17 protein-coding genes are annotated in these 18,556 nt (G+C 45.0%); 10 read left to right on the forward strand and 7 right to left on the reverse strand.

The genetic code is table 11. The features are described from left to right. Positions 1-147: 147 nt before the first annotated feature. From AB4589_RS23855 to AB4589_RS23885, 7 genes are all read right to left on the reverse strand, one after another. Positions 148-1,440 carry an alpha/beta fold hydrolase gene (locus AB4589_RS23855; protein WP_372101825.1) on the reverse strand — a complete coding sequence of 431 codons (1,293 nt, stop codon included), beginning with the start codon at positions 1,438-1,440 and terminating at the stop codon, positions 148-150. Between the two features lie 363 nt (positions 1,441-1,803). Further along, complete coding sequence (locus AB4589_RS23860) at positions 1,804-2,541, reverse strand: DUF3726 domain-containing protein (RefSeq protein WP_004730420.1); 738 nt, start codon at positions 2,539-2,541, stop codon at positions 1,804-1,806. Continuing rightward, positions 2,538-4,349 carry a hypothetical protein gene (locus tag AB4589_RS23865; protein ID WP_372101826.1) on the reverse strand — a complete coding sequence of 604 codons (1,812 nt, stop codon included), beginning with the start codon at positions 4,347-4,349 and terminating at the stop codon, positions 2,538-2,540. The genes AB4589_RS23860 and AB4589_RS23865 overlap by 4 nt, the downstream gene beginning before the upstream one ends. Positions 4,350-4,620: 271 nt before the next feature. Then, positions 4,621-6,228 (reverse strand): BCCT family transporter, encoded by a 1,608-nt coding sequence (locus tag AB4589_RS23870; RefSeq protein ID WP_372101827.1) that lies wholly within the window; start codon positions 6,226-6,228, stop codon positions 4,621-4,623. A gap of 231 nt (positions 6,229-6,459) precedes the next feature. Continuing rightward, positions 6,460-7,455: a membrane dipeptidase gene (locus tag AB4589_RS23875; protein WP_372101828.1), complete on the reverse strand. Its 996-nt coding sequence runs from the start codon at positions 7,453-7,455 to the stop codon at positions 6,460-6,462. 209 nt (positions 7,456-7,664) lie between these two features. Continuing rightward, positions 7,665-9,125, reverse strand: a complete 1,461-nt coding sequence (locus AB4589_RS23880) for an aldehyde dehydrogenase family protein (protein WP_004730413.1) — start codon at positions 9,123-9,125, stop codon at positions 7,665-7,667. 199 nt (positions 9,126-9,324) lie between these two features. Continuing rightward, the gene (locus AB4589_RS23885) at positions 9,325-9,723 is read right to left on the reverse strand and encodes a RidA family protein (RefSeq protein ID WP_029224053.1); all 399 of its coding nucleotides are present in this window, start codon (positions 9,721-9,723) and stop codon (positions 9,325-9,327) included. 157 nt (positions 9,724-9,880) lie between these two features. On the opposite strand from AB4589_RS23885, the gene AB4589_RS23890 reads away from it, so the two are divergent. The 10 genes from AB4589_RS23890 to AB4589_RS23935 all read left to right on the forward strand — a co-directional run bounded on the left by AB4589_RS23890 (position 9,881) and on the right by AB4589_RS23935 (position 18,474). Next, positions 9,881-10,765, forward strand: a complete 885-nt coding sequence (locus tag AB4589_RS23890) for a LysR family transcriptional regulator (RefSeq protein WP_017098976.1) — start codon at positions 9,881-9,883, stop codon at positions 10,763-10,765. Positions 10,766-11,573: 808 nt separating this feature from the next. After that, positions 11,574-11,975, forward strand: coding sequence for a hypothetical protein (locus AB4589_RS23895; protein ID WP_017098977.1), 402 nt, complete (start codon positions 11,574-11,576; stop codon positions 11,973-11,975). Between the two features lies 1 nt (position 11,976). After that, positions 11,977-12,747, forward strand: a complete 771-nt coding sequence (atpB, locus tag AB4589_RS23900; RefSeq protein ID WP_017082381.1) for a F0F1 ATP synthase subunit A — start codon at positions 11,977-11,979, stop codon at positions 12,745-12,747. A gap of 46 nt (positions 12,748-12,793) precedes the next feature. Continuing rightward, positions 12,794-13,030: a F0F1 ATP synthase subunit C gene (atpE, locus tag AB4589_RS23905; RefSeq protein WP_004730405.1), complete on the forward strand. Its 237-nt coding sequence runs from the start codon at positions 12,794-12,796 to the stop codon at positions 13,028-13,030. 54 nt (positions 13,031-13,084) lie between these two features. Further along, on the forward strand, positions 13,085-13,555 hold the full coding sequence (locus tag AB4589_RS23910; protein ID WP_004730401.1) for a F0F1 ATP synthase subunit B: 471 nt from the start codon (positions 13,085-13,087) through the stop codon (positions 13,553-13,555). 11 nt (positions 13,556-13,566) lie between these two features. Beyond that, positions 13,567-14,118 carry a F0F1 ATP synthase subunit delta gene (locus AB4589_RS23915; protein WP_372101829.1) on the forward strand — a complete coding sequence of 184 codons (552 nt, stop codon included), beginning with the start codon at positions 13,567-13,569 and terminating at the stop codon, positions 14,116-14,118. Between the two features lie 9 nt (positions 14,119-14,127). Further along, a complete protein-coding gene (atpA, locus tag AB4589_RS23920) occupies positions 14,128-15,669 on the forward strand; it encodes a F0F1 ATP synthase subunit alpha (protein WP_012600780.1) in 1,542 nt (513 codons plus the stop codon). A 47-nt stretch (positions 15,670-15,716) separates the two neighbouring features. Further along, a complete protein-coding gene (gene atpG, locus AB4589_RS23925) occupies positions 15,717-16,586 on the forward strand; it encodes a F0F1 ATP synthase subunit gamma (protein WP_012600781.1) in 870 nt (289 codons plus the stop codon). Positions 16,587-16,630: 44 nt separating this feature from the next. Next, positions 16,631-18,016 (forward strand): F0F1 ATP synthase subunit beta, encoded by a 1,386-nt coding sequence (gene atpD, locus AB4589_RS23930; protein ID WP_372101830.1) that lies wholly within the window; start codon positions 16,631-16,633, stop codon positions 18,014-18,016. A 14-nt stretch (positions 18,017-18,030) separates the two neighbouring features. Next, positions 18,031-18,474: a F0F1 ATP synthase subunit epsilon gene (locus tag AB4589_RS23935; protein ID WP_004730391.1), complete on the forward strand. Its 444-nt coding sequence runs from the start codon at positions 18,031-18,033 to the stop codon at positions 18,472-18,474. Positions 18,475-18,556: the final 82 nt, after the last annotated feature.

Genomic DNA, 18,556 nt, shown 5'->3' on the forward strand with positions numbered 1-18,556 from the left:
TTAACTGATCGGCATTACTGCACGGATGCAGCGTTTTCTTGTTTCTAACGTAGATAGCTTTTGACGTTGACTTAGATAGCCTCTAACGTACATAGCTCTTAACGTAGACAGCTTTAACGTAAACAGCTTCTAACGTAAACCGTCTAATTATTTTGGCAGGTTTTCTAACGCTTCAACCATCGTCATTAATTTATCGACAATTCGTTCACCATCGACTCTCAAGCCATTGTGTTCATACTCGTTGGTGATCCACGCTTTTGAGTTTGGAATGTTCGCTAGCGTTTCACGGCTGTAATCCAGCTCTACATACATGTCATCCGCGTAAACTGCGCATGCCATTGGAACCGTATTCTTACTCAGCTGCTCTGCGTTGTACAAAGCGCCCCAGTCCGACTTCTCGGCCAACATATTTGCCGCTTCACGTAATGGCTTCAGCGTTTCTAGTTGGTCGAACATCCATGGGTACACCATTTCTCCGGTAAACCAGAACTCGCTACCCGATTGGTAGTTAAAGTGTGGGTACTGCTCGCGTACTCGGTGTGCAGACCAGTTAGACGCTGCACCTTGGCAGTAAATCGATTCATGCAAAATAGCGTAGATTGGGTTCGTTAGGTAGCCCTGCTCTTGCTGCATTTGATTTAAGAAGCTATAGCTCAGCTGCTTGCTTCCGTTCACTTCAACAAACGCACTCTCCAGTGTGAAATACATTGGAAGGTTTGCTTCGCCGCCACCAAGATTAATACCGATCAACTGGAACTGTTCAACGGTAAACACCTGACCGTTTGGCAATCTCACATCATTGTTAAGCAGGTAATCAGAGATCTCACGACACATAACTTGCGCTTGTGGGAACTGAGCAAAGAAGGCTCTGTTTTTGTCTTCTACACGCTTGTAAGTCGCACGATAAACATCGTCAGCTTCGCGCTCAATAGACGGAATGCCGCCCGTCACATAACAACGCTGCAAGCTCTGTGGGAACAGTGACAAATAGCTCAGTGTACAGAAGCCACCAAAGCTTTGACCAATCGTCGACCATTGCTTGATACCAAACTGTTCACGAATCGCTTCAGCGTCACGAACGATGTTATCCGCTCTGAAATGCGTTAAATATTCGACTTGTTGTTCTGGAGACAGATGGGCCAATGTTTCATGGCTGATCACGGTGCTATTGCCAGTACCACGTTGGTCTAGAAGCAGAACACGGTAGTTTTGCAATGCACGCTTTAGCCAACCTGATTGACCACTAACACGCGGAGATGGAAAGCCTGGGCCGCCCTGAAAGTAGATAAGCCACGGCAGCTCTTGCGCATCTTTAGCGAGATCAACCAGTTCACGTGCGAAGACTTGGATCTGTTGTCCATCTTTTGCTTGATAGTCGAGTGGCAACTCAAACGAGTGCTGACGATACAGGGTGGTTCCATCAATAAAGTTAGCTTGCACGCTTCATTCCTTTTTATCTGATTCTAAAGTCATCGGTACGAATAAAAACGGCGCCCGTTGGCACCTTCCTTAGCAAGATACGCATACTAGCTTGTAAATGAAACCGTTTGTTGAACCTGAATGTGAAGGTACTTCATTAAATCGCCCAATTAGCTTTATACGCGTAACAACTTGTTTCAAAACAGGAGGCTTAAGGGGCGGTCTATTGAGAGAAATGATGAAAACGGGAGACAAATAAAAAGAGCTTAACGAGGTGAGGATACGTTAAGCTCTTTGGTTTTATCTGTGTTGATAAACTAACTGGCTTACTCGCTGTTAATCTATCGAACCTGTTAGTTCTAATGAACCTATTAAATCTAGCGACTACGAAGCCGTCAGTTCACCGGCACCTTGAGTCGAGCGTTCGCTGCTCTGAACTAGGATTGCGGTAGCGGTCTCTTTCAGTGCCGCCCACTCTCCATCATCCACCTCAATGCCATCGTTCCATGCTTTCTCTTGAGTTTTAAAAAGCGCTTCCGATTCAATGTGTGTTTGGTAGCCATCTGACAAACGTTCGATATCGAAATCCTGGACGGAAAGTTCGATGGTCATATTGTGGATATGTTCGACCGATGCCAGTGGCAAATCTGATAAAAACAGTTCTGGTGCAACGCAACCACGATTAAGCACATACAAAGTGCTCTTAGGGTTAGAGCCGTTATCCCAACGTGCCATGCACGCGATACCTTTCGCAGCCAGTTTTACAAGCTCGCTGTATGCTAGCCAACGGTTGTGGCAGTTATTTAGCTCAATTTTCAGCGTCTTCTTACCAACCATTTTTTCAATCGAATAGTCCATAATCACAGGAAGATGACACGCCAAACTCGCCTTGTGCAGGTCGACTTCAACCGTATTATCACTGCGCACTTGAATATCGACAGGGCGGTCGTCTTCTAGCCCGATGAAATTGCTCGCACTGTTAAAATGACGAACACCATCCAAACCGACCATTTGTAAATCTGCCACCATGTTCGCTATCACATCAGCTTCACCACATGTACGACGCATACCTAGAAAGGCTTTATTGACGGCCGCTACCAGTTCATTGTGAGAAACGATCATAACGATTTACCTCCATGTTGGCCTTTCGCCGTTGTGCTGTGAATTGAAACATTTTGCGAACCAGACAGTTCAGCTGCACTTGGTAATATTGGGAACACCCATTCGTCCTGATGAATCTCATCAAGCAGTGGTGCGCCTTGGAAAAACGTTACTCGTACCCAACGGTCTGAGCGAGGATCAAACTTAGTCGCACCAAACATCGCTAGCTTACAACGCAGCAAGTGCATTGGTGGCGAATCTTGGTGCAGCACATTCATTTGAATGTCGCCCATCGCCTTGTTACCTAACGTCCACACACGGCGCGCAATGGCACGGTGTTGCGGCTGCTTAACAAGGAACTCAGCCAATGAAAGCTCTGGCGCGAATTGTAATAAAGCATGGTACAAACGATAAGCTTGGCGACCGATATCCAACGGCAATTCACGCTCTTCACCAAGCTCTTCGCCTCGAACTCCGAGCCTTGGTTCTTCTTTGTCTTGAGAGCGATACCAGAACCAGTAGTTGTTTTCTGCTTTAGTGAAGTCTGTCGTGATCGCCCAACGGTACTTTTCTTCTAGTACAACCAGAAGGTCTTGAATCTTTTTGCCACTAGGAAGCGACAGTGTTTCGCTGCAATTCATTTGCTCTTGATGGGCGTCCACTAATTCTGGGTACAATTCCATCAAGCATGAGATAAGGATTTCTTGGGCTTCCATACTCATTTGCTTAGATTGCTCGACTAACTGCGACCATGTATCACACTCGCTGACAGACGTTTCTAGCGATTGCTCTGTTTGCTTCAAATCATCAACAGCAGCTTTGTTCAGCTCTTGCTGTGTTTCATTGATGGTAACGACTTGTTCTAAATGACAAATCGCTTTTTTAACTAAAGTACGTAGTGGCTCGATCAAAGCCGTATCAGTTTCACTGGACAACACGTCCGCCAATGCATGTTCACGGGTTGTCATCCACTGATCGACAATACTAGGGTGGTTAATCAGGTATGGTGCCATGCCTAAACCTGTCGCATTACCAACGCCTAGGTAGCGTTGTAATCCACGATGTAAAGAAATCGCTTGTTCACCGCCTTGTTGCTCTGCTAGGTAATGAACCCAATCCAGGCTGAACTCACGCAGCATATACACCGCACACATTTGAGCGCTAAACGACTGATTGAAATCTTCATTTTTCTCTAAGATTTTAAAGTCAGCGATGCCAAATTTGCCATTACCATAAACGGCAGTGGTTCGTAGGATGTAGCCTACTTCAGCCAGTTCTTTGGGCGTTGGTTGAACACCTTTAGCCAAGTGACTAACGATATGTTCAAACACACGTACACTTTTGTTTGCACGCGCTAAAACAAGCACATTGTTAGGATTACGGCCAGCTTCTTGAAGCGGTACATTCGCACGAAGTCTTTCAAGCAGGGTGACATCAACATCACCAAGAACAAGCGCAAACGTTACGTCCCACTTTTCAGCTATTACACGGTCATTTCGTTCGTCATCTGCAATTTCATCGCAAAAAACAACCAAATGATAAACATGGTTTGGCGTCGCTAGCTTATAGATAACATGACCAAAACCCTGAGCGTCTAATTGCCATTCATGTTTCGTCACTTTCCATTCTTGCTGCGCCATTTTGCGAATCAGAGTTCTAACGAAGCTGATACGTGTTTGGTGCATTGCACCTAGCCTTTCCGGTGCCATGACGACAGTCGCGTCACGTAGTGCTGATTCAGTGTAGGTAGAACGATGTGCATCCATTTTGCTCACCACCTTATAGTTATAGGATTTTGCTAGCCATTCAGAACCGATCGTTGCCATCATTTGAAGCATTCGTTTTTACAGTGTGTTGGTTAGCTTTCACGTTATTTGGGGTAAGTGAACTCACCCCTTATTATTTGTCCTGACTAGATCGATTGACCTAAATACGTGCCGCCCGGTGTATCTTCACCAGTACGGGTTTCCTCTTCCTTTCGGAATCTTGTATCAGCCTTCTTTCAAAGGCTGACACCTTGTTTCTCTTTCATTTTTAGAGAGCGTTTTCTCTACAGGCTGTTTTCTTTACAGACCCTGCTCTTTTATAAACTCGGCTCTTCTACAAACCCTGTTCTTTTGCCATCTTGATTGCGATTTGAGGCGCATTCCAAAGCGATGGCAGTAAGATTATGGACACCGGTACCGCTGTGATTACAATGAACGATTGCAGCGCAGAGATTCCGCCTGAACCTAGGGAAATCAGAATCAATGCAGTTACCCCCATCATCACACCCCAGAAAGTACGAATAATTGCGTTAGGCTCAGTCTCACCACTGACTACCACACTGATGGTGTAAGTCATCGAGTCACCGGTCGTTACGATGAAGATCGTGGTTAAGATCAAGAACAGAATAGAGATAAGCATTGGCATAGGTAGCTGCTGAGTTACCGCCAGTAGCGCGCCTGGTAAGTTGAAGCCTTCGAACGCTTTACTTACGCTGCCTGGGTCTGCAATTTCAAACGCAAGGCCAGAACCGCCTACAATGGTGAACCAGAAACATGTTACAAACGGCGCAATAAGACTGATGGTTGATACCAATTGGCGAATACTACGACCGCGTGAAATACGTGCGATAAAGATTGCCATCATTGGGCCGTAACCTAAGAACCAACCCCAGAAGAACACTGTCCACCAGCTCAACCAACCTTCGTCACCACGGTATGTTGCCATTGGGATGAAGTTATCTATCATGCTGCCTACACCTTGGATGTAGCCATTGAAAATGAAGTTTGTTGGACCGAAGACCAGAATGTAGACCATCAATGCCATTGCTAAAATTACGTTGTAACGGCTTAGCATTTGCATCCCGCGGTTAAGACCACTTAATGCAGACAATGTGTAAAGAACGATAGCGAACAAGATGATGATCAGCTGTGTCGTGAAGCCATCTGGAATACCAAACAGTTCGTTCAGGGCGTAGCTGACTTGCAAGCCCAAGAAGCCGATCGGACCGATAGTACCCGCCGCTACAGCGACAATACAACATGCATCAATCAGTGCGCCGGTGTGGCCTTTCAGTGCTCTTTCGCCCAAAACTGGGTAAAGCAAAATACGAGGTTTAAGAGGCAAGCCTTTGTCGTAGTGAAGGTGCATAACCACGATAGACGTTAAGCTGCCCACAATAGCCCATGCTAGGAAGCCCCAGTGCATGAATGATTGTGATAAAGCATTCACTGCGCCTTGCTGTGCGTTTTCTTGTGCACCATACAACGGTGGTGGGTTAACGTAGTGTGCGATAGGCTCTGCTGCCGCCCAAAATACACCACCGCCCGCCAATAGCGTACAGAAAATGATAGCCATCCAACGGAAGCCATCCATTTCAGGTTTAGCAATACCACCTAGGATAACCTTGCCTGTTCGCCCTGCCGCAAGGCCAAGACCAATAAGAAAAGTCAGAAGAAGAAGCATTTGCCAATAAGGGCCGAACACTTTTACAGACCAAGCAAAGCCCGTGTTTACTAGGGTAGAGAGTAGCTCCCCATCAAACAAAGCAAGCGTTACGAACAGAGCGATAAACCCGCCGCTGTACCATAATGCTGGGTTGGTAAGTCCTAATTTGTCTGAAGTCGATTCAGACTGGTTTGTGTTACTTGTTTTGTTGCTTGCTGTGTTTGCTTGACCCGCATTTACGTTTGAAGATTTCACGCTATTGGTTAAATCAGACATACTCTGACTCCAGAGGTTTCTTTGCAGCTGTCACTTTAATGATGACTACAAGAGGTGTATTTAACACCTGCCCTATTGTTTTTTGTGTTGGGCAGGCTAATCCATGTTTGGGTTACCGCGTTGCGAAATAGACCGTTGTTCCTTTTAAATAGTAAAATTGGTTACAACAGCACGTCTAAATGAACGTTTATTAGAAGGCTGCTAATTCGATGATTGCTAGTGAGAAAACGCTTAACCCTTGCTTTGAGGCTCTAGGCCATCTTTCAAGAAGTTAAACCAGTTTTCTCCCAAGACTTGCCCAGCTTCAGACTCGCTGAAACCATGATGCATCAATCCGTTATAAATATTTTCCATACCCGCACTACCACAGAACCAAGGCAACGCATCTGGCCAACCTGAGTTGTTCGCAGAGCCTTCACCGTAGTCCATTGCTTTAGACCAACGACCATTTCTCATCCACTCAAGAACGGCTTGAGGTTGGTTTAAGCATAGGTCACTACCAATACCTAGGTGTTCTACGCCAACCATGTCAGCGGTAGTCGCAACCATTTGGCAGAAATCTTCCAACGTACATTGGCTGCCATTTGGTAGGTGGAATGGGTACAAGCTGAATCCGATCAAGCCACCGCGTGCGGTTAGGGCTTTAATCACATCATTTGATTTGTTTCGTAGTGCATCATGAGCAAACGTTGGGTTCGCATGGCTGATACAAATAGGACGAGAAGACAGGTCAATCGCCTCAAGCGTTGAACGCTCGGCACTGTGGGACATATCGATGATCATGCCCACTCGGTTCATCTCTTCGATCGCTTGTTTACCAAAGCGAGTAATACCGGTGTCGTTCTTCTCGTAGCACCCCGTCGCCAGTAAGCTCTGGTTGTTGTACGTCAATTGCATGATCAAAAGACCTTGCTGACGCATTACTTCGATAAGACCAATCTCATCATCGATTGGAGAACAGTTTTGAGCACCTAGAAAAATGCCGACTTTGCCTGTCGCTTTTGCAGTTTCCACATCAGCCATTGAATGAATCGGCATGATAATGTCTGCATTCTGCTCGAATCTTAAGTTCCATTCTGCAAAGCAAGATAAGGTTTCACGAGCTGTCTCGTGGTAAACCGCGGTAGCGTGAACTGCTGTAATGCCGCTCGCCTTTAGTGTTTGGAAATATTCTCTGTTCCAATTGCAGTATTGCAATCCATCTATAACAATCCGTTGCTGGTACATAACCACTCCTATTGAAAGCTCAGTGTTCTAGCTCGGTTTTGAAAACACGCTCAAATAACATGTTTTCAAAAATGGGTTAAATCACTTGTCTAATTTCGTTTGCTGCTTTGGTTGGGATGTTGGCCTGACTCTGTGAATCAGGCCAATTCGATAGCTGGATAGCTAGAGACTTAATATCTTCAGCTATCCAATTCTTATATAGAAGTTGATTAGTAAGGACGCTGGTAAGCTGTCTTCACTACTGTGTAGAACTCTTTCGCGTACTGACCTTGCTCACGAGGACCGAAGCTAGACTCTTTACGACCACCAAACGGTACGTGATAATCCGTGCCTGCTGTTGGTAGGTTCACCATCACACAACCTGTTTGCGCTTGTTGCTTGAACATTGCGCTAGTACGTAGGCTTTGAGTAATGATGCCGCCCGTTAGACCAAAGCGAGTATCGTTTGTTGTCGCGATAGCTTCTTCTAGGTCAGCGACACGAATCACGCTTGCCATTGGTGCAAACACTTCTTCTTGGTTCACTTCCCAATCGTTCTTAGTATTCAAGAACAGCGTTGGAGACATGTAGAAGCCTTCATGTTTCATGCTTAAGCGTTCACCACCAAATGCTAGCTCACCGCCGCTTTGACGTGCTTTCTCAACCCAACCTAGGTTCGCTTCAAGTTGGTTGCCGTCAACAACAGGGCCCATGAACACGCCGTCTTCTAGTGCGTGACCCACTTTCAGCTCGCTCATACGCTTGATCAGTGCTTCAACGTATTGGTCGTGAATGCCATCCATAACCACTAGACGAGAAGATGCTGTACATTTTTGACCTGCGCCAGAGAATGAACCTGCAATCGTTGCATCAACGGCTGTTTGGATATCAGCATCATCAGCAACCACAAGTGCGTTCTTGCTGCCCATTTCTAGTTGGCAACGAACGAAGTTTGGCGCTGTAGCCGCCGCAACCTTACGACCCGTATCAACAGAACCAGTAAAGCTCACACCGTTCACTTCTTTAGAGTTGATCAGTGCATCACCTACTTTTGAACCACTACCCAGTACAAGGTTAAACGTGCCTGCTGGCATGCCTTGGCGGTGGATGATCTCAGTGAGCGCAACTGCACTTGCTGGTGTTAGGTTTGCTGGTTTCCAGATAACGCTGTTACCGAAAGCAAGCGCTGGAGCGATTTTCCAAGCAGCAGTCGCTGTCGGGAAGTTCCAAGGAGAGATGATGCCGATAACACCCACCGCTTCACGAGTCACTTCTACAGAAACACCTGGGCGTACTGATTCTGCGTTGTCGCCAATTTGACGAAGCACTTCAGCCGCAAAGTACTGGAAGAACTGACCTGCACGGTAAATTTCGCCACGACCTTCAGCAAAAGGCTTACCTTCTTCACGAGAAAGCAACGTACCTAGCTCATCACAACGTGCAATCAGCTCGTCACCAATCGCTTGAAGTACTGCTTGCTTACGTTCAATCGGCGTTTTTTCCCACTCTGGTTGAGCGTGCTTTGCCGCTGAAATCGCCTGTTGAACTTGGTCAGCACTTGCTTGTGCAAAGTTACCGATGTTTTCAGAAATATCTGATGGGTTAATGTTCGCAACGGTGCTTACACCCGCTTGCCATTCGCCGCCAATGTAAAGTGCGTTTTCTGCTTGAACATTCTGTAATTGAGTCATCATTCTGTCCTTGTAACGGTTAGGTTGCGGTTGAGTCTGGCAACCATCTGGTTAATTAATAAACTGTTAATATTCAGGTAATTAATTGCTAAAATAAGATGTATATTTTGTTTCTAAAGTGAACCAAGTCGCTTGTATCAATAAACCACTTCAATTTAAAAGAGTTTTGACCCGCAAATAGCCTTAGTTCACAGTCGAATTATTCAGGTTGAGACGCCGATGCGTAAACCACGAACTCAACCAACATTTCTTCTCTTGCTAACCCTGCAACGACGACCGCAGCACGGTTTGGATAAGGTGCATTGAAGTATTCTCCGTATACGCTGTTGACCGTTTTTAGATATTCACGGTCTGTCACGTAAATCAGAACTTGCAGCACTGAATCCATAGATTCGCCTGCACACTCCAACGTATGAACAAGGTTGTTAAAAGTCTGACGCGTTTGCGCTTCGATACCGCCTTCTACTACTGCGCCAGTTTCATCAATTGGAATCTGCGCTGTGTATAGAGTGCCGTTATTAACGATTGCCCACTCTAGTGGTGCTTTTGAAGCGAAAAGCTCGGTTTTTACTGGGTATTTTTTAGTTTGTGCGTTCACGATTCCATCCAACTTTGTAACAGCTATGTTTCAAGATGGTTAAATACTGCACCTTGACGACTGATAAATCTAACGGTAAATTTTGTGCATTTGATAAATAAAATCTATCACCTTACGAAAAGTAAGGTATAGCAAGGGCTAGAGAAGGATCAGTGCCATGAGTATTAAGCTACAACAGTTGAAACATTTTGTTTTAGTGGTCGAAGAAGGCGGATTTCGAGCAGCATCTCACCGCGCAAATCGCTCACAAGCGGCACTTTCTACGTCGATAAAAGAGCTAGAAAAAATACTTGGTCAGCCACTGTTTGAAACAGGCAACAAATCAACCCTGACACCTTTCGGGGAAATATGCCTGCCAAAAATCATTCAATTCCTGAATGTTTACAAAGCATTAGACAATGACCTACGCGCAGCCGCGGCAGGACAACAAGGAAGAGTTCGAATAGCAAGCGTGCCATCAGTAGCGGCAAAATTAATCCCTAGTGTTTTAGGGGCTTTTTGTGAACAGTACCCGAATGTTGAGGTAAGCTTAATTGATGATAACGCGGCGGGTGTAGAAGCAAGATTACTCTCTGGAGAGGTGGATGTAGCCCTCGGAAATAGCTCCCATTTAGAAGAAGAGAGCATCGACTTCACGCCTTTACTTTCCGATCCTATTGGTGTGGTCTGCCTCAAAGACAACCCTATCGCCTCTCAACGAGAGGGAATAGAATGGCAAACTTTGTTAAAACAACCCTTCATTCGCAACGGGACTTGTACCCTACTTGACCCAACACCTGCAAGAATGCTCAGCGAACAGGCTCTGTATTCAGTAGAGAACATCACTTCGTTGTTTTCGGTGTTAGAACTCGGGATAGGCGTGACCACGCTACCTAAGTTGGCTTTCCCGACCAATGAAACCCGTTTGGTGTGGATCCCATTGATTGACCCGCCCTTACAGCGTCAGATCGGTATTTTCAGATTGTCTGATCGTACGATCTCGCCACAAGCGCAGGCTTTTCATGACTTATGTATTCAATATCTAAGTTATGAAGACGAATAGAGGGACATGATTGAGTTTGTTTGCTTAAAAAGCGGTTGATAGAGCAACACATCAAGAAATTCCAGCTCTAATATCCAGAGTTTTGACCTTTCTATCTTGGGCTTAGTGCCCTAACCTTCAGATTTTTACCCTATCTTCAGCTCCTTACATCCATGTGAGGAGCTGAATTTCTTCCATCATATTCATCTTAAACGCCGACTTGTCCGTTTCGGATCGCCTGAAAGGCGTTAAGAATGAAGTCACGACAAACTATTTTGAAAAATAATCACTTCTAGATAGAGAACGGCGTACAAATAAATAACTCAATGCACGACGGCTTTCATCGCTAACTAAACTTGCTTTATCCACTTGTAGAATCACACTCAACAATCAACTTATAAATGACGCTAAGTGTTTGAATATACGTAATTGATAAGATCGTAACTTGCCCAATTGGTAGCTAAAACTCTTTCACAAAAACGCCCATTATCGCTAAAAATAAAGCATTAAAAATTCTCATGAATAAAGTTATTCAACTATTACTTTCATAAATGAAAAACATTCATTTCAAAAATGGAATTATTGATGTCGCTTTTTGTCGTTTTGATCACATAATTTTAGGCGTAGTTTATATTTTGTCGAAACGATAGCGAATTAGTTTTTATCGTTTAATTTCGTCAGGAGATATAAAGCCAGAAAGATTATTTCTTTGTTAACAAGTAAAGGTTTATTAACAAGTCAAATTGATATTAACAAGTAAGTGCTAGTAACAAAACATATTCAAACTGTGTTTTATATTGACTTACACTGTTAAATATAGGGTTTTATTATGAGGCTTAATGGGATAAGTAGTGACATCCTTGTTGCTGCTAAAAGAGTTATTCTCTGCCAAATAGTATTAGCCGTCGGTGTAGTTTTATATGAAGTGTTTTTTGGTAATAAAGTAGATATGGAGTCTTCAGCTTTGGGTGTCGTAATCGCGATGTTACCACCGCTGTTTGGTTTTATATATGCAAGCCTAAAGGTGCACAAGAATCCCAATTATAGTTTACGTGACTTAATGCAAATGAGTCGTGTCGTGAAAATAACCTATACGTTCTTAATGTTTATCTTGGCATTCCAGTTTTTTAAATTGGATAACCCAGTAATATTATACGCATACATTTTTACAATGATTGGGTACTTCTTAACACCATTTATTACTGCCTCTACAAGATCGGAGTACGTGTAGTATGGATCAAGTCACTACCGCTCACGAATACATAGAGCATCACTTAACCTTCTTAACTACAGGTGATGGTTTCTGGGCGTTCAACATTGACTCAATGTTGGTATCTTGGATTACGGGTTTATTGTTTATTGGAGCTTTTCGATATGTAGTGACCAAGGGCACTAGCGGTGTTCCAGGTCGTTTTCAATGTTTTATCGAGCTTATCTTTGATTTCGTTAACAACCTAGTCAAAGAGATTTTTCAAGCGGAGGATAAATTAATAGGGCCACTGGCATTAACCACTTTTGTTTGGGTGTTGTTAATGAATGCAGTCGACCTATTACCAATTGATTTAATACCAGGGTTAACTCGTGTAATGGGTTTAGAACACTTTAGAGACCTACCGACAGCGGATGTAAATATCCCAATGTCGATGGCACTCGGTGTGTTTATTTTATTGTTAACTTATACGTTTAAAAATAAAGGTTTGAAAGGCTTTATCAAAGAGCTAACTACTCAGCCATTTGATAACCCTCTTTTATATCCTGTTAACTTTGTTCTTGAATTAATAACATTAATTTCAAAGCCAATATCACTAGGCTTACGATTATTCGGAAATATGTATGCAGGCGAGATGATATTCATCCTTATCGCACTAATGCCTTGGTGGATGCAATGGGCACTAAGTGTTCCATGGGCCTTATTCCACATATTAATCGTATTCTTACAAGCATTTATATTTATGGTACTGACCGTTGTTTACTTAGCAATGGCAACAGAAGAACACCACTAATTAATAACTAAAAAATTAACTAAAACATTATTTATCGGAGATACAAATGGATATCGTAAGCGCAGTTTTATATGTAGCAGGTGCATTACTGATCGGTTTAGGTGCAGCAGGTGCAGCATCTGGTATTGGTAACTTAGCAGGTAAATACCTTGAAGGTGTTGCTCGTCAACCAGACCTTACTCCAATGCTTCGTACTCAATTCTTCATCATGATGGGCCTTGTGGATGCTGTACCGATGATCGGTGTTGGTATCGGTCTATACATCATCTTTGCCGTGGCTTAATTAAAAGCTTTGAAAAGATCGATTTGTAAATAATCAAGATTTAGTGAGGAAGGTATGAACTTAAATGCCAGCATGTTTGGTCAAGCAATCTCATTCGTGATTTTTGTTTGGCTATGCATGAAATATGTATGGCCCCCTCTCACCGCGATGTTAGACGAGCGCCAAAAAGAAATCGCTGATGGTTTACGCCACTCAGAGAATGCAGCGAAAGAGCTAGAACTAGCAAAATCAAATGGCGCACAACTCGTCGCAGATGCGAAAAAAAATGTGACCGAACTGATTGAGCAAGGCAAAAAACGCCGCAACGAAATCATCACCTTAGCTCACCAAGAAGGTGAGCAAGAAAAAGCGCGCATCTTAGAGCAAGGTAGAGCTGAGCTAGAAGGCGAACGTCAAAAGTTACGCCGTGAACTTCAGGCGGATATGGCAGACGCTGTTATTCAAAGTGCACAGAAATTGATCAGCAAAAACCTAGATTCTGAAACGAACCGAGCGTTAGTTGATCAAATGATAAGCGAACTCTAAACGGAGGCAATATGTCAGGTTACACCAATATTGCTCATCCCTACGCTAAAGCATCGTTCGACTTTGCTTTAGGTGAAAACAAGTTACAAGAGTGGCACTCAATGCTGTCCATTCTTGTGACGGTAGCGGAAGAAGAAACGATCGCTAAGCAGATTTCATCAGCAGAAGGTGTTCACACACAGCAATCTGAAGAACTGGTCAATCTCATCATTCACGTTTGCCAAGGACTCGTTGATGACCACGTCATTAATCTCATTAAAGTCTTGGCTGAGAATGGCCGTCTTGTAGTGATCAGAGACTTGTTTAACTTGTTCAGCGACCTAAAGGACGAACATGAACGTGTAATCCCTGTCACTGTCACCAGTTCAGAATTGCTTACACAAGATCAAGTTACATCACTCACTGCTGCACTTGAGAAGAAATTAGAGCGTCAGGTTGAAATGGAACAGGTTATTGATGACTCGCTGGTTGGCGGGATCGTCATCAAGGCGGGTGAAACCGTCATCGATGGTTCTTTGAACACATCAATTAGCCGATTAGCCCATCAACTTCACGCGAGATAGGTAACAATTATGCAACTAAATTCAAATGAAATCAGCGATCTAATCAAAGATCGCATCTCGAAGTTTAATGTGAGCACCGAAGCTCGCAACGAAGGCACCATAGTCTCGGTTCGTGATGGCATCATTACTATTAATGGCCTTGCGGATGTCATGCAGGGTGAGATGATCGAGCTTCCAGGTGGTAAATACGCTCTTGCTCTTAACCTTGATACCCACTCAGTCGGTGCCGTGGTTATGGGTCCCTACACTGACCTATCTGAAGGTATGAAAGTGAAAGGGACCGGTCGTATCTTGGAAGTACCCGTAGGTAATGGACTTCTTGGCCGTGTAGTGAACACACTAGGTGAGCCAATCGATGGCAAAGGCCCAGTGAGTTGTGACCGACTCGACCCTGTAGAAGTAATTGCACCCGGCGTAATCGAGCGTAAGTCCGTCGATCAACCAATTCAAACCGGTTATAAAGCCGTTGATACCATGGTGCCTATCGGTCGCGGTCAACGTGAACTTATCATCGGTGACCGTCAGACTGGTAAAACAGCGCTAGCTATTGATGCGATCATCAATCAGAAAGATTCTGGCATCAAATGTGTGTACGTGGCTATTGGCCAGAAAGCCTCTACTATCGCAAACGTTGTTCGTAAACTCGAAGATCACGATGCGCTTAAAAACACCATAGTTGTTGTAGCCTCAGCATCAGAATCAGCCGCGCTTCAATACCTAGCACCCTATGCAGGTTGCACCATGGGCGAATACTTCCGTGACCGCGGTGAAGATGCATTGATCATCTATGATGACCTATCAAAGCAAGCCGTCGCTTACCGTCAAATCTCATTGCTACTTAAGCGCCCACCGGGTCGTGAAGCCTTCCCTGGCGACGTATTCTACCTCCACTCACGCCTACTAGAACGTGCGGCACGAGTGAATGCGGAATATGTAGAGAAGTTCACGAACGGTGAAGTGAAAGGCCAAACAGGCTCACTGACAGCGCTTCCTATCATTGAAACTCAAGCGGGTGACGTATCGGCGTTTGTACCAACCAACGTAATCTCGATTACTGATGGTCAGGTTTTCCTACAAACCCAACTATTCAACTCAGGTCTACGTCCTGCTGTTGACCCAGGTATCTCGGTATCTCGTGTGGGTGGTGCAGCACAGTGCAAGATCATCAAGAAACTGTCTGGTGGTATTCGTACATCGTTAGCTCAATACCGTGAGTTAGCCGCATTTGCTCAGTTCTCTTCTGACCTAGACGACATGACGCGCAAGCAGCTTGATCATGGTGAACGTGTCACCGAACTGATGAAGCAAAAGCAATACTCGCCGATGTCTGTCGCTGAGCAAGCAACGGTTATCTACGCAGCAGAAAAAGGCTATTTGGCTGACGTAGAGTTGCACAAAGTTGCACGTTTTGAAGAAGAATTAATTGCTTACGCGAAAGGTCAAAACCCAGAGTTGTTCGACACCATTAACGCTAACGGTGACTACAACGATGAAATTGATGGCGCTCTTGCAAAGCTTCTCGGTGACTTTGTAGCGTTGAAAGCTTGGTAAACGCTCCGGTTTGTTGGCTGGAAATCAAAACAAATTAGGAGCAGATAATGGCAAATACTAAAGAAATTCGCACCAAGATAGGCAGTGTTAGTAACACTCAGAAAATCACCAGTGCAATGGAGATGGTTGCGGCAAGTAAGATGCGTAAGGTTCAAGACAATATGACGCTAACACGTCCATATGCCGAGAACATGCGCAAAGTTATCTCTCATGTCGCATCAGGGTCGCTGGAATACCAGCACCCCTACCTTCAACAGCGTGAACCAAAACGCGTTGCTTACATCATTATTTCGTCCGATCGAGGCTTATGTGGTGGCTTGAACTCGAATTTGTTCAAGAAAGTGTTAGAAGAAATGGAGATGTGGCGTACCAAAGGCGTTGAAGTAGAAACGACCTTAATTGGTTCAAAAGCTATCTCATTTTTCCAACGCAGCGGCAATGTTATCGCGCAAACGTCAGGCCTTGGTGACGCGCCTAAATTAGAAGACATTTTAGGTACGGTTAACGCGATGCTAGGGCATTACGACGACGAAAAAATCGACAGTTTGTATCTCGTGTATAACCAGTTCATCAACACCATGGTTCAAGAACCAACGACCTTGCAGTTGCTGCCCCACCCTTCAGATTCTGAGGCCGATGGAGGCGCGAAAAAAGCACGTCGTTGGGACTACATCTATGAACAAGCACCAAGAGACATCCTCTCTGAGCTGTTACATCGATACATTGAATCACAAGTGTATCAAGGCATCGTAGAGAGCATTGCCTGTGAGCAAGCAGCCCGAATGGTGGCCATGAAAGCGGCGACCGATAACGCAGGCCAACTCATCGATGATTTGCAGTTGGTATACAACAAAGCGCGACAGGCTGCCATTACCCAAGAGCTGAGTGAAATAGTCTCAGGTGCTCAAGCTGTCTAAGGGCAGACAAGAGTGGGTTAAGAATAGAATTTGAGGATTTAGAGATGAGTGTTGGAAAAATAGTTAAAGTTATCGGCGCGGTGGTAGACGTCGAGTTCAGCGGCGGCAACAGCCCACGCGTTTATGATGCATTGAAAGTGACTAGCGAGGAAGCAAGCTCTCTCGTATTGGAAGTTCAGCAACAACTGGGTGGCAGCATCGTTCGTTGTATTGCAATGGGTACGTCAGATGGCTTGCGCCGCGGCCTAACTGTTGAAAACACAGGTTCTCCAATCACCGTTCCTGTGGGCGAAGAAACCTTAGGCCGTATCATGAACGTTCTTGGTCAGCCTATCGATGAATGTGGTGAAATCGGTCAAAAAGAAAGCTACGAAATTCACCGTGAAGCACCCTCTTATGAAGAGCAAGCAAACAGCACTGAACTTCTTGAGACCGGCGTTAAAGTTATCGACCTTATCAGTCCTTTCGCAAAGGGCGGTAAAATCGGTCTGTTCGGTGGTGCTGGCGTAGGTAAAACCGTCAACATGATGGAGCTTATCAACAACATCGCAAAAGCCCACTCAGGTCTCTCTGTATTTACCGGTGTTGGTGAGCGTACTCGTGAAGGTAACGACTTCTACTACGAGATGAAAGAAGCGGGTGTACTAGACAAAGTGGCCATGGTTTACGGCCAAATGAACGAGCCACCGGGAAACCGTCTACGTGTTGCACTTACAGGCCTGACTATGGCTGAGCGCTTCCGTGATGAAGGTCGTGACGTACTGTTGTTCATTGATAACATTTACCGTTACACGCTTGCGGGGACTGAGGTGTCAGCACTGTTAGGTCGTATGCCTTCAGCAGTAGGTTACCAACCAACACTCGCTGAAGAGATGGGTGTGCTTCAAGAGCGTATCACTTCGACTAGACAAGGTTCTATCACGTCTATCCAAGCGGTATACGTACCTGCGGATGACTTGACCGATCCATCACCGGCAACAACCTTTGCTCACTTAGATGCGACCGTTGTACTGTCTCGTAATATCGCGGCATTGGGCCTCTACCCTGCAATCGACCCATTGGATTCAACATCTCGCCAATTGGACCCGCTTGTGGTTGGTCAAGAGCATTACGACATTGCACAAAAAGTCCAAACAACGCTGCAACGCTACAAAGAGCTAAAAGACATCATCGCGATTCTTGGTATGGATGAGCTGTCTACTGAAGACAAACAGACCGTATCTCGCGCTCGTAAGATTGAACGTTTCTTAACTCAGCCTTACCACGTAGCCGAAGTGTTCACTGGTCAGAAAGGTGTATTTGTACCGCTAAGCGAAACACTAAGAGGCTTTAAAGGCCTGTTAGGCGGCGAATATGACGATATCCCAGAGCAAGCATTCTTGTACTGTGGTTCTATCGACGAAGTGCTTAACAAAGCAAAATCACTCTAAGAGGCAGGTGCACCATGGCTATCGGAATTACAGATAATACATTTCAACTTAATATTGTAAGTGCGGAAGGTACGCTGTTTTCAGGTCCAGCGTATGCCCTAGCCGTTTCTGGCGCTGATGGTGAACTGGGGATCCGCCCCGGTCACTCCCCGCTTCTCAGTAAAATAAAGCCAGGCGTGACAGTATTTGTCACAGACCCTAAATCAGAGGGGCAAGTGCTTTATGTCTCTGGCGGGATGCTGGAAGTTCAGCCGGATGTGGTAACGGTGTTAGCCGATACTGCCCTGCACGGCCAAGATATTGACCGCGCGCGCGCAGAAGAAGCGAAATATGCAGCTCTAGAAAATATCAATAAGGGCAATGTAGACATCAACTTTGCACAAGCTCAGCTTGAACTCGCAAAAGCCGTTGCTCAGCTTCGTGCATCAGAACTGACGTCTTCTCGCACTCGACACTGAGAATAAGCGTTATTGGCCGTTAGCTGTGCTAGCAAACAAATACAAAAAAGGCTCACTAACTAGTGTAATGCCGTTCGGATAA

It is taken from the genome of Vibrio sp. 10N.222.49.A3 (assembly GCF_041475145.1).
Classification (GTDB): domain Bacteria; phylum Pseudomonadota; class Gammaproteobacteria; order Enterobacterales; family Vibrionaceae; genus Vibrio; species Vibrio tasmaniensis_A.

Coding starts and splice junctions, on each gene's coding strand:
- AB4589_RS23860 (WP_004730420.1), bottom strand. CDS start 2,541: ATGATCGTTTCTCACAATGAACTGGTAGCGGCCGTCAATAAAGCCTTT.
- AB4589_RS23910 (WP_004730401.1), top strand. CDS start 13,085: ATGAACTTAAATGCCAGCATGTTTGGTCAAGCAATCTCATTCGTGATT.
- AB4589_RS23875 (WP_372101828.1), bottom strand. CDS start 7,455: ATGTACCAGCAACGGATTGTTATAGATGGATTGCAATACTGCAATTGG.
- atpE (WP_004730405.1), top strand. CDS start 12,794: ATGGATATCGTAAGCGCAGTTTTATATGTAGCAGGTGCATTACTGATC.
- atpB (WP_017082381.1), top strand. CDS start 11,977: ATGGATCAAGTCACTACCGCTCACGAATACATAGAGCATCACTTAACC.
- AB4589_RS23890 (WP_017098976.1), top strand. CDS start 9,881: ATGAGTATTAAGCTACAACAGTTGAAACATTTTGTTTTAGTGGTCGAA.
- atpG (WP_012600781.1), top strand. CDS start 15,717: ATGGCAAATACTAAAGAAATTCGCACCAAGATAGGCAGTGTTAGTAAC.
- AB4589_RS23915 (WP_372101829.1), top strand. CDS start 13,567: ATGTCAGGTTACACCAATATTGCTCATCCCTACGCTAAAGCATCGTTC.
- AB4589_RS23870 (WP_372101827.1), bottom strand. CDS start 6,228: ATGTCTGATTTAACCAATAGCGTGAAATCTTCAAACGTAAATGCGGGT.
- atpD (WP_372101830.1), top strand. CDS start 16,631: ATGAGTGTTGGAAAAATAGTTAAAGTTATCGGCGCGGTGGTAGACGTC.
- AB4589_RS23880 (WP_004730413.1), bottom strand. CDS start 9,125: ATGACTCAATTACAGAATGTTCAAGCAGAAAACGCACTTTACATTGGC.
- AB4589_RS23935 (WP_004730391.1), top strand. CDS start 18,031: ATGGCTATCGGAATTACAGATAATACATTTCAACTTAATATTGTAAGT.
- AB4589_RS23865 (WP_372101826.1), bottom strand. CDS start 4,349: ATGATGGCAACGATCGGTTCTGAATGGCTAGCAAAATCCTATAACTAT.
- atpA (WP_012600780.1), top strand. CDS start 14,128: ATGCAACTAAATTCAAATGAAATCAGCGATCTAATCAAAGATCGCATC.
- AB4589_RS23895 (WP_017098977.1), top strand. CDS start 11,574: ATGAGGCTTAATGGGATAAGTAGTGACATCCTTGTTGCTGCTAAAAGA.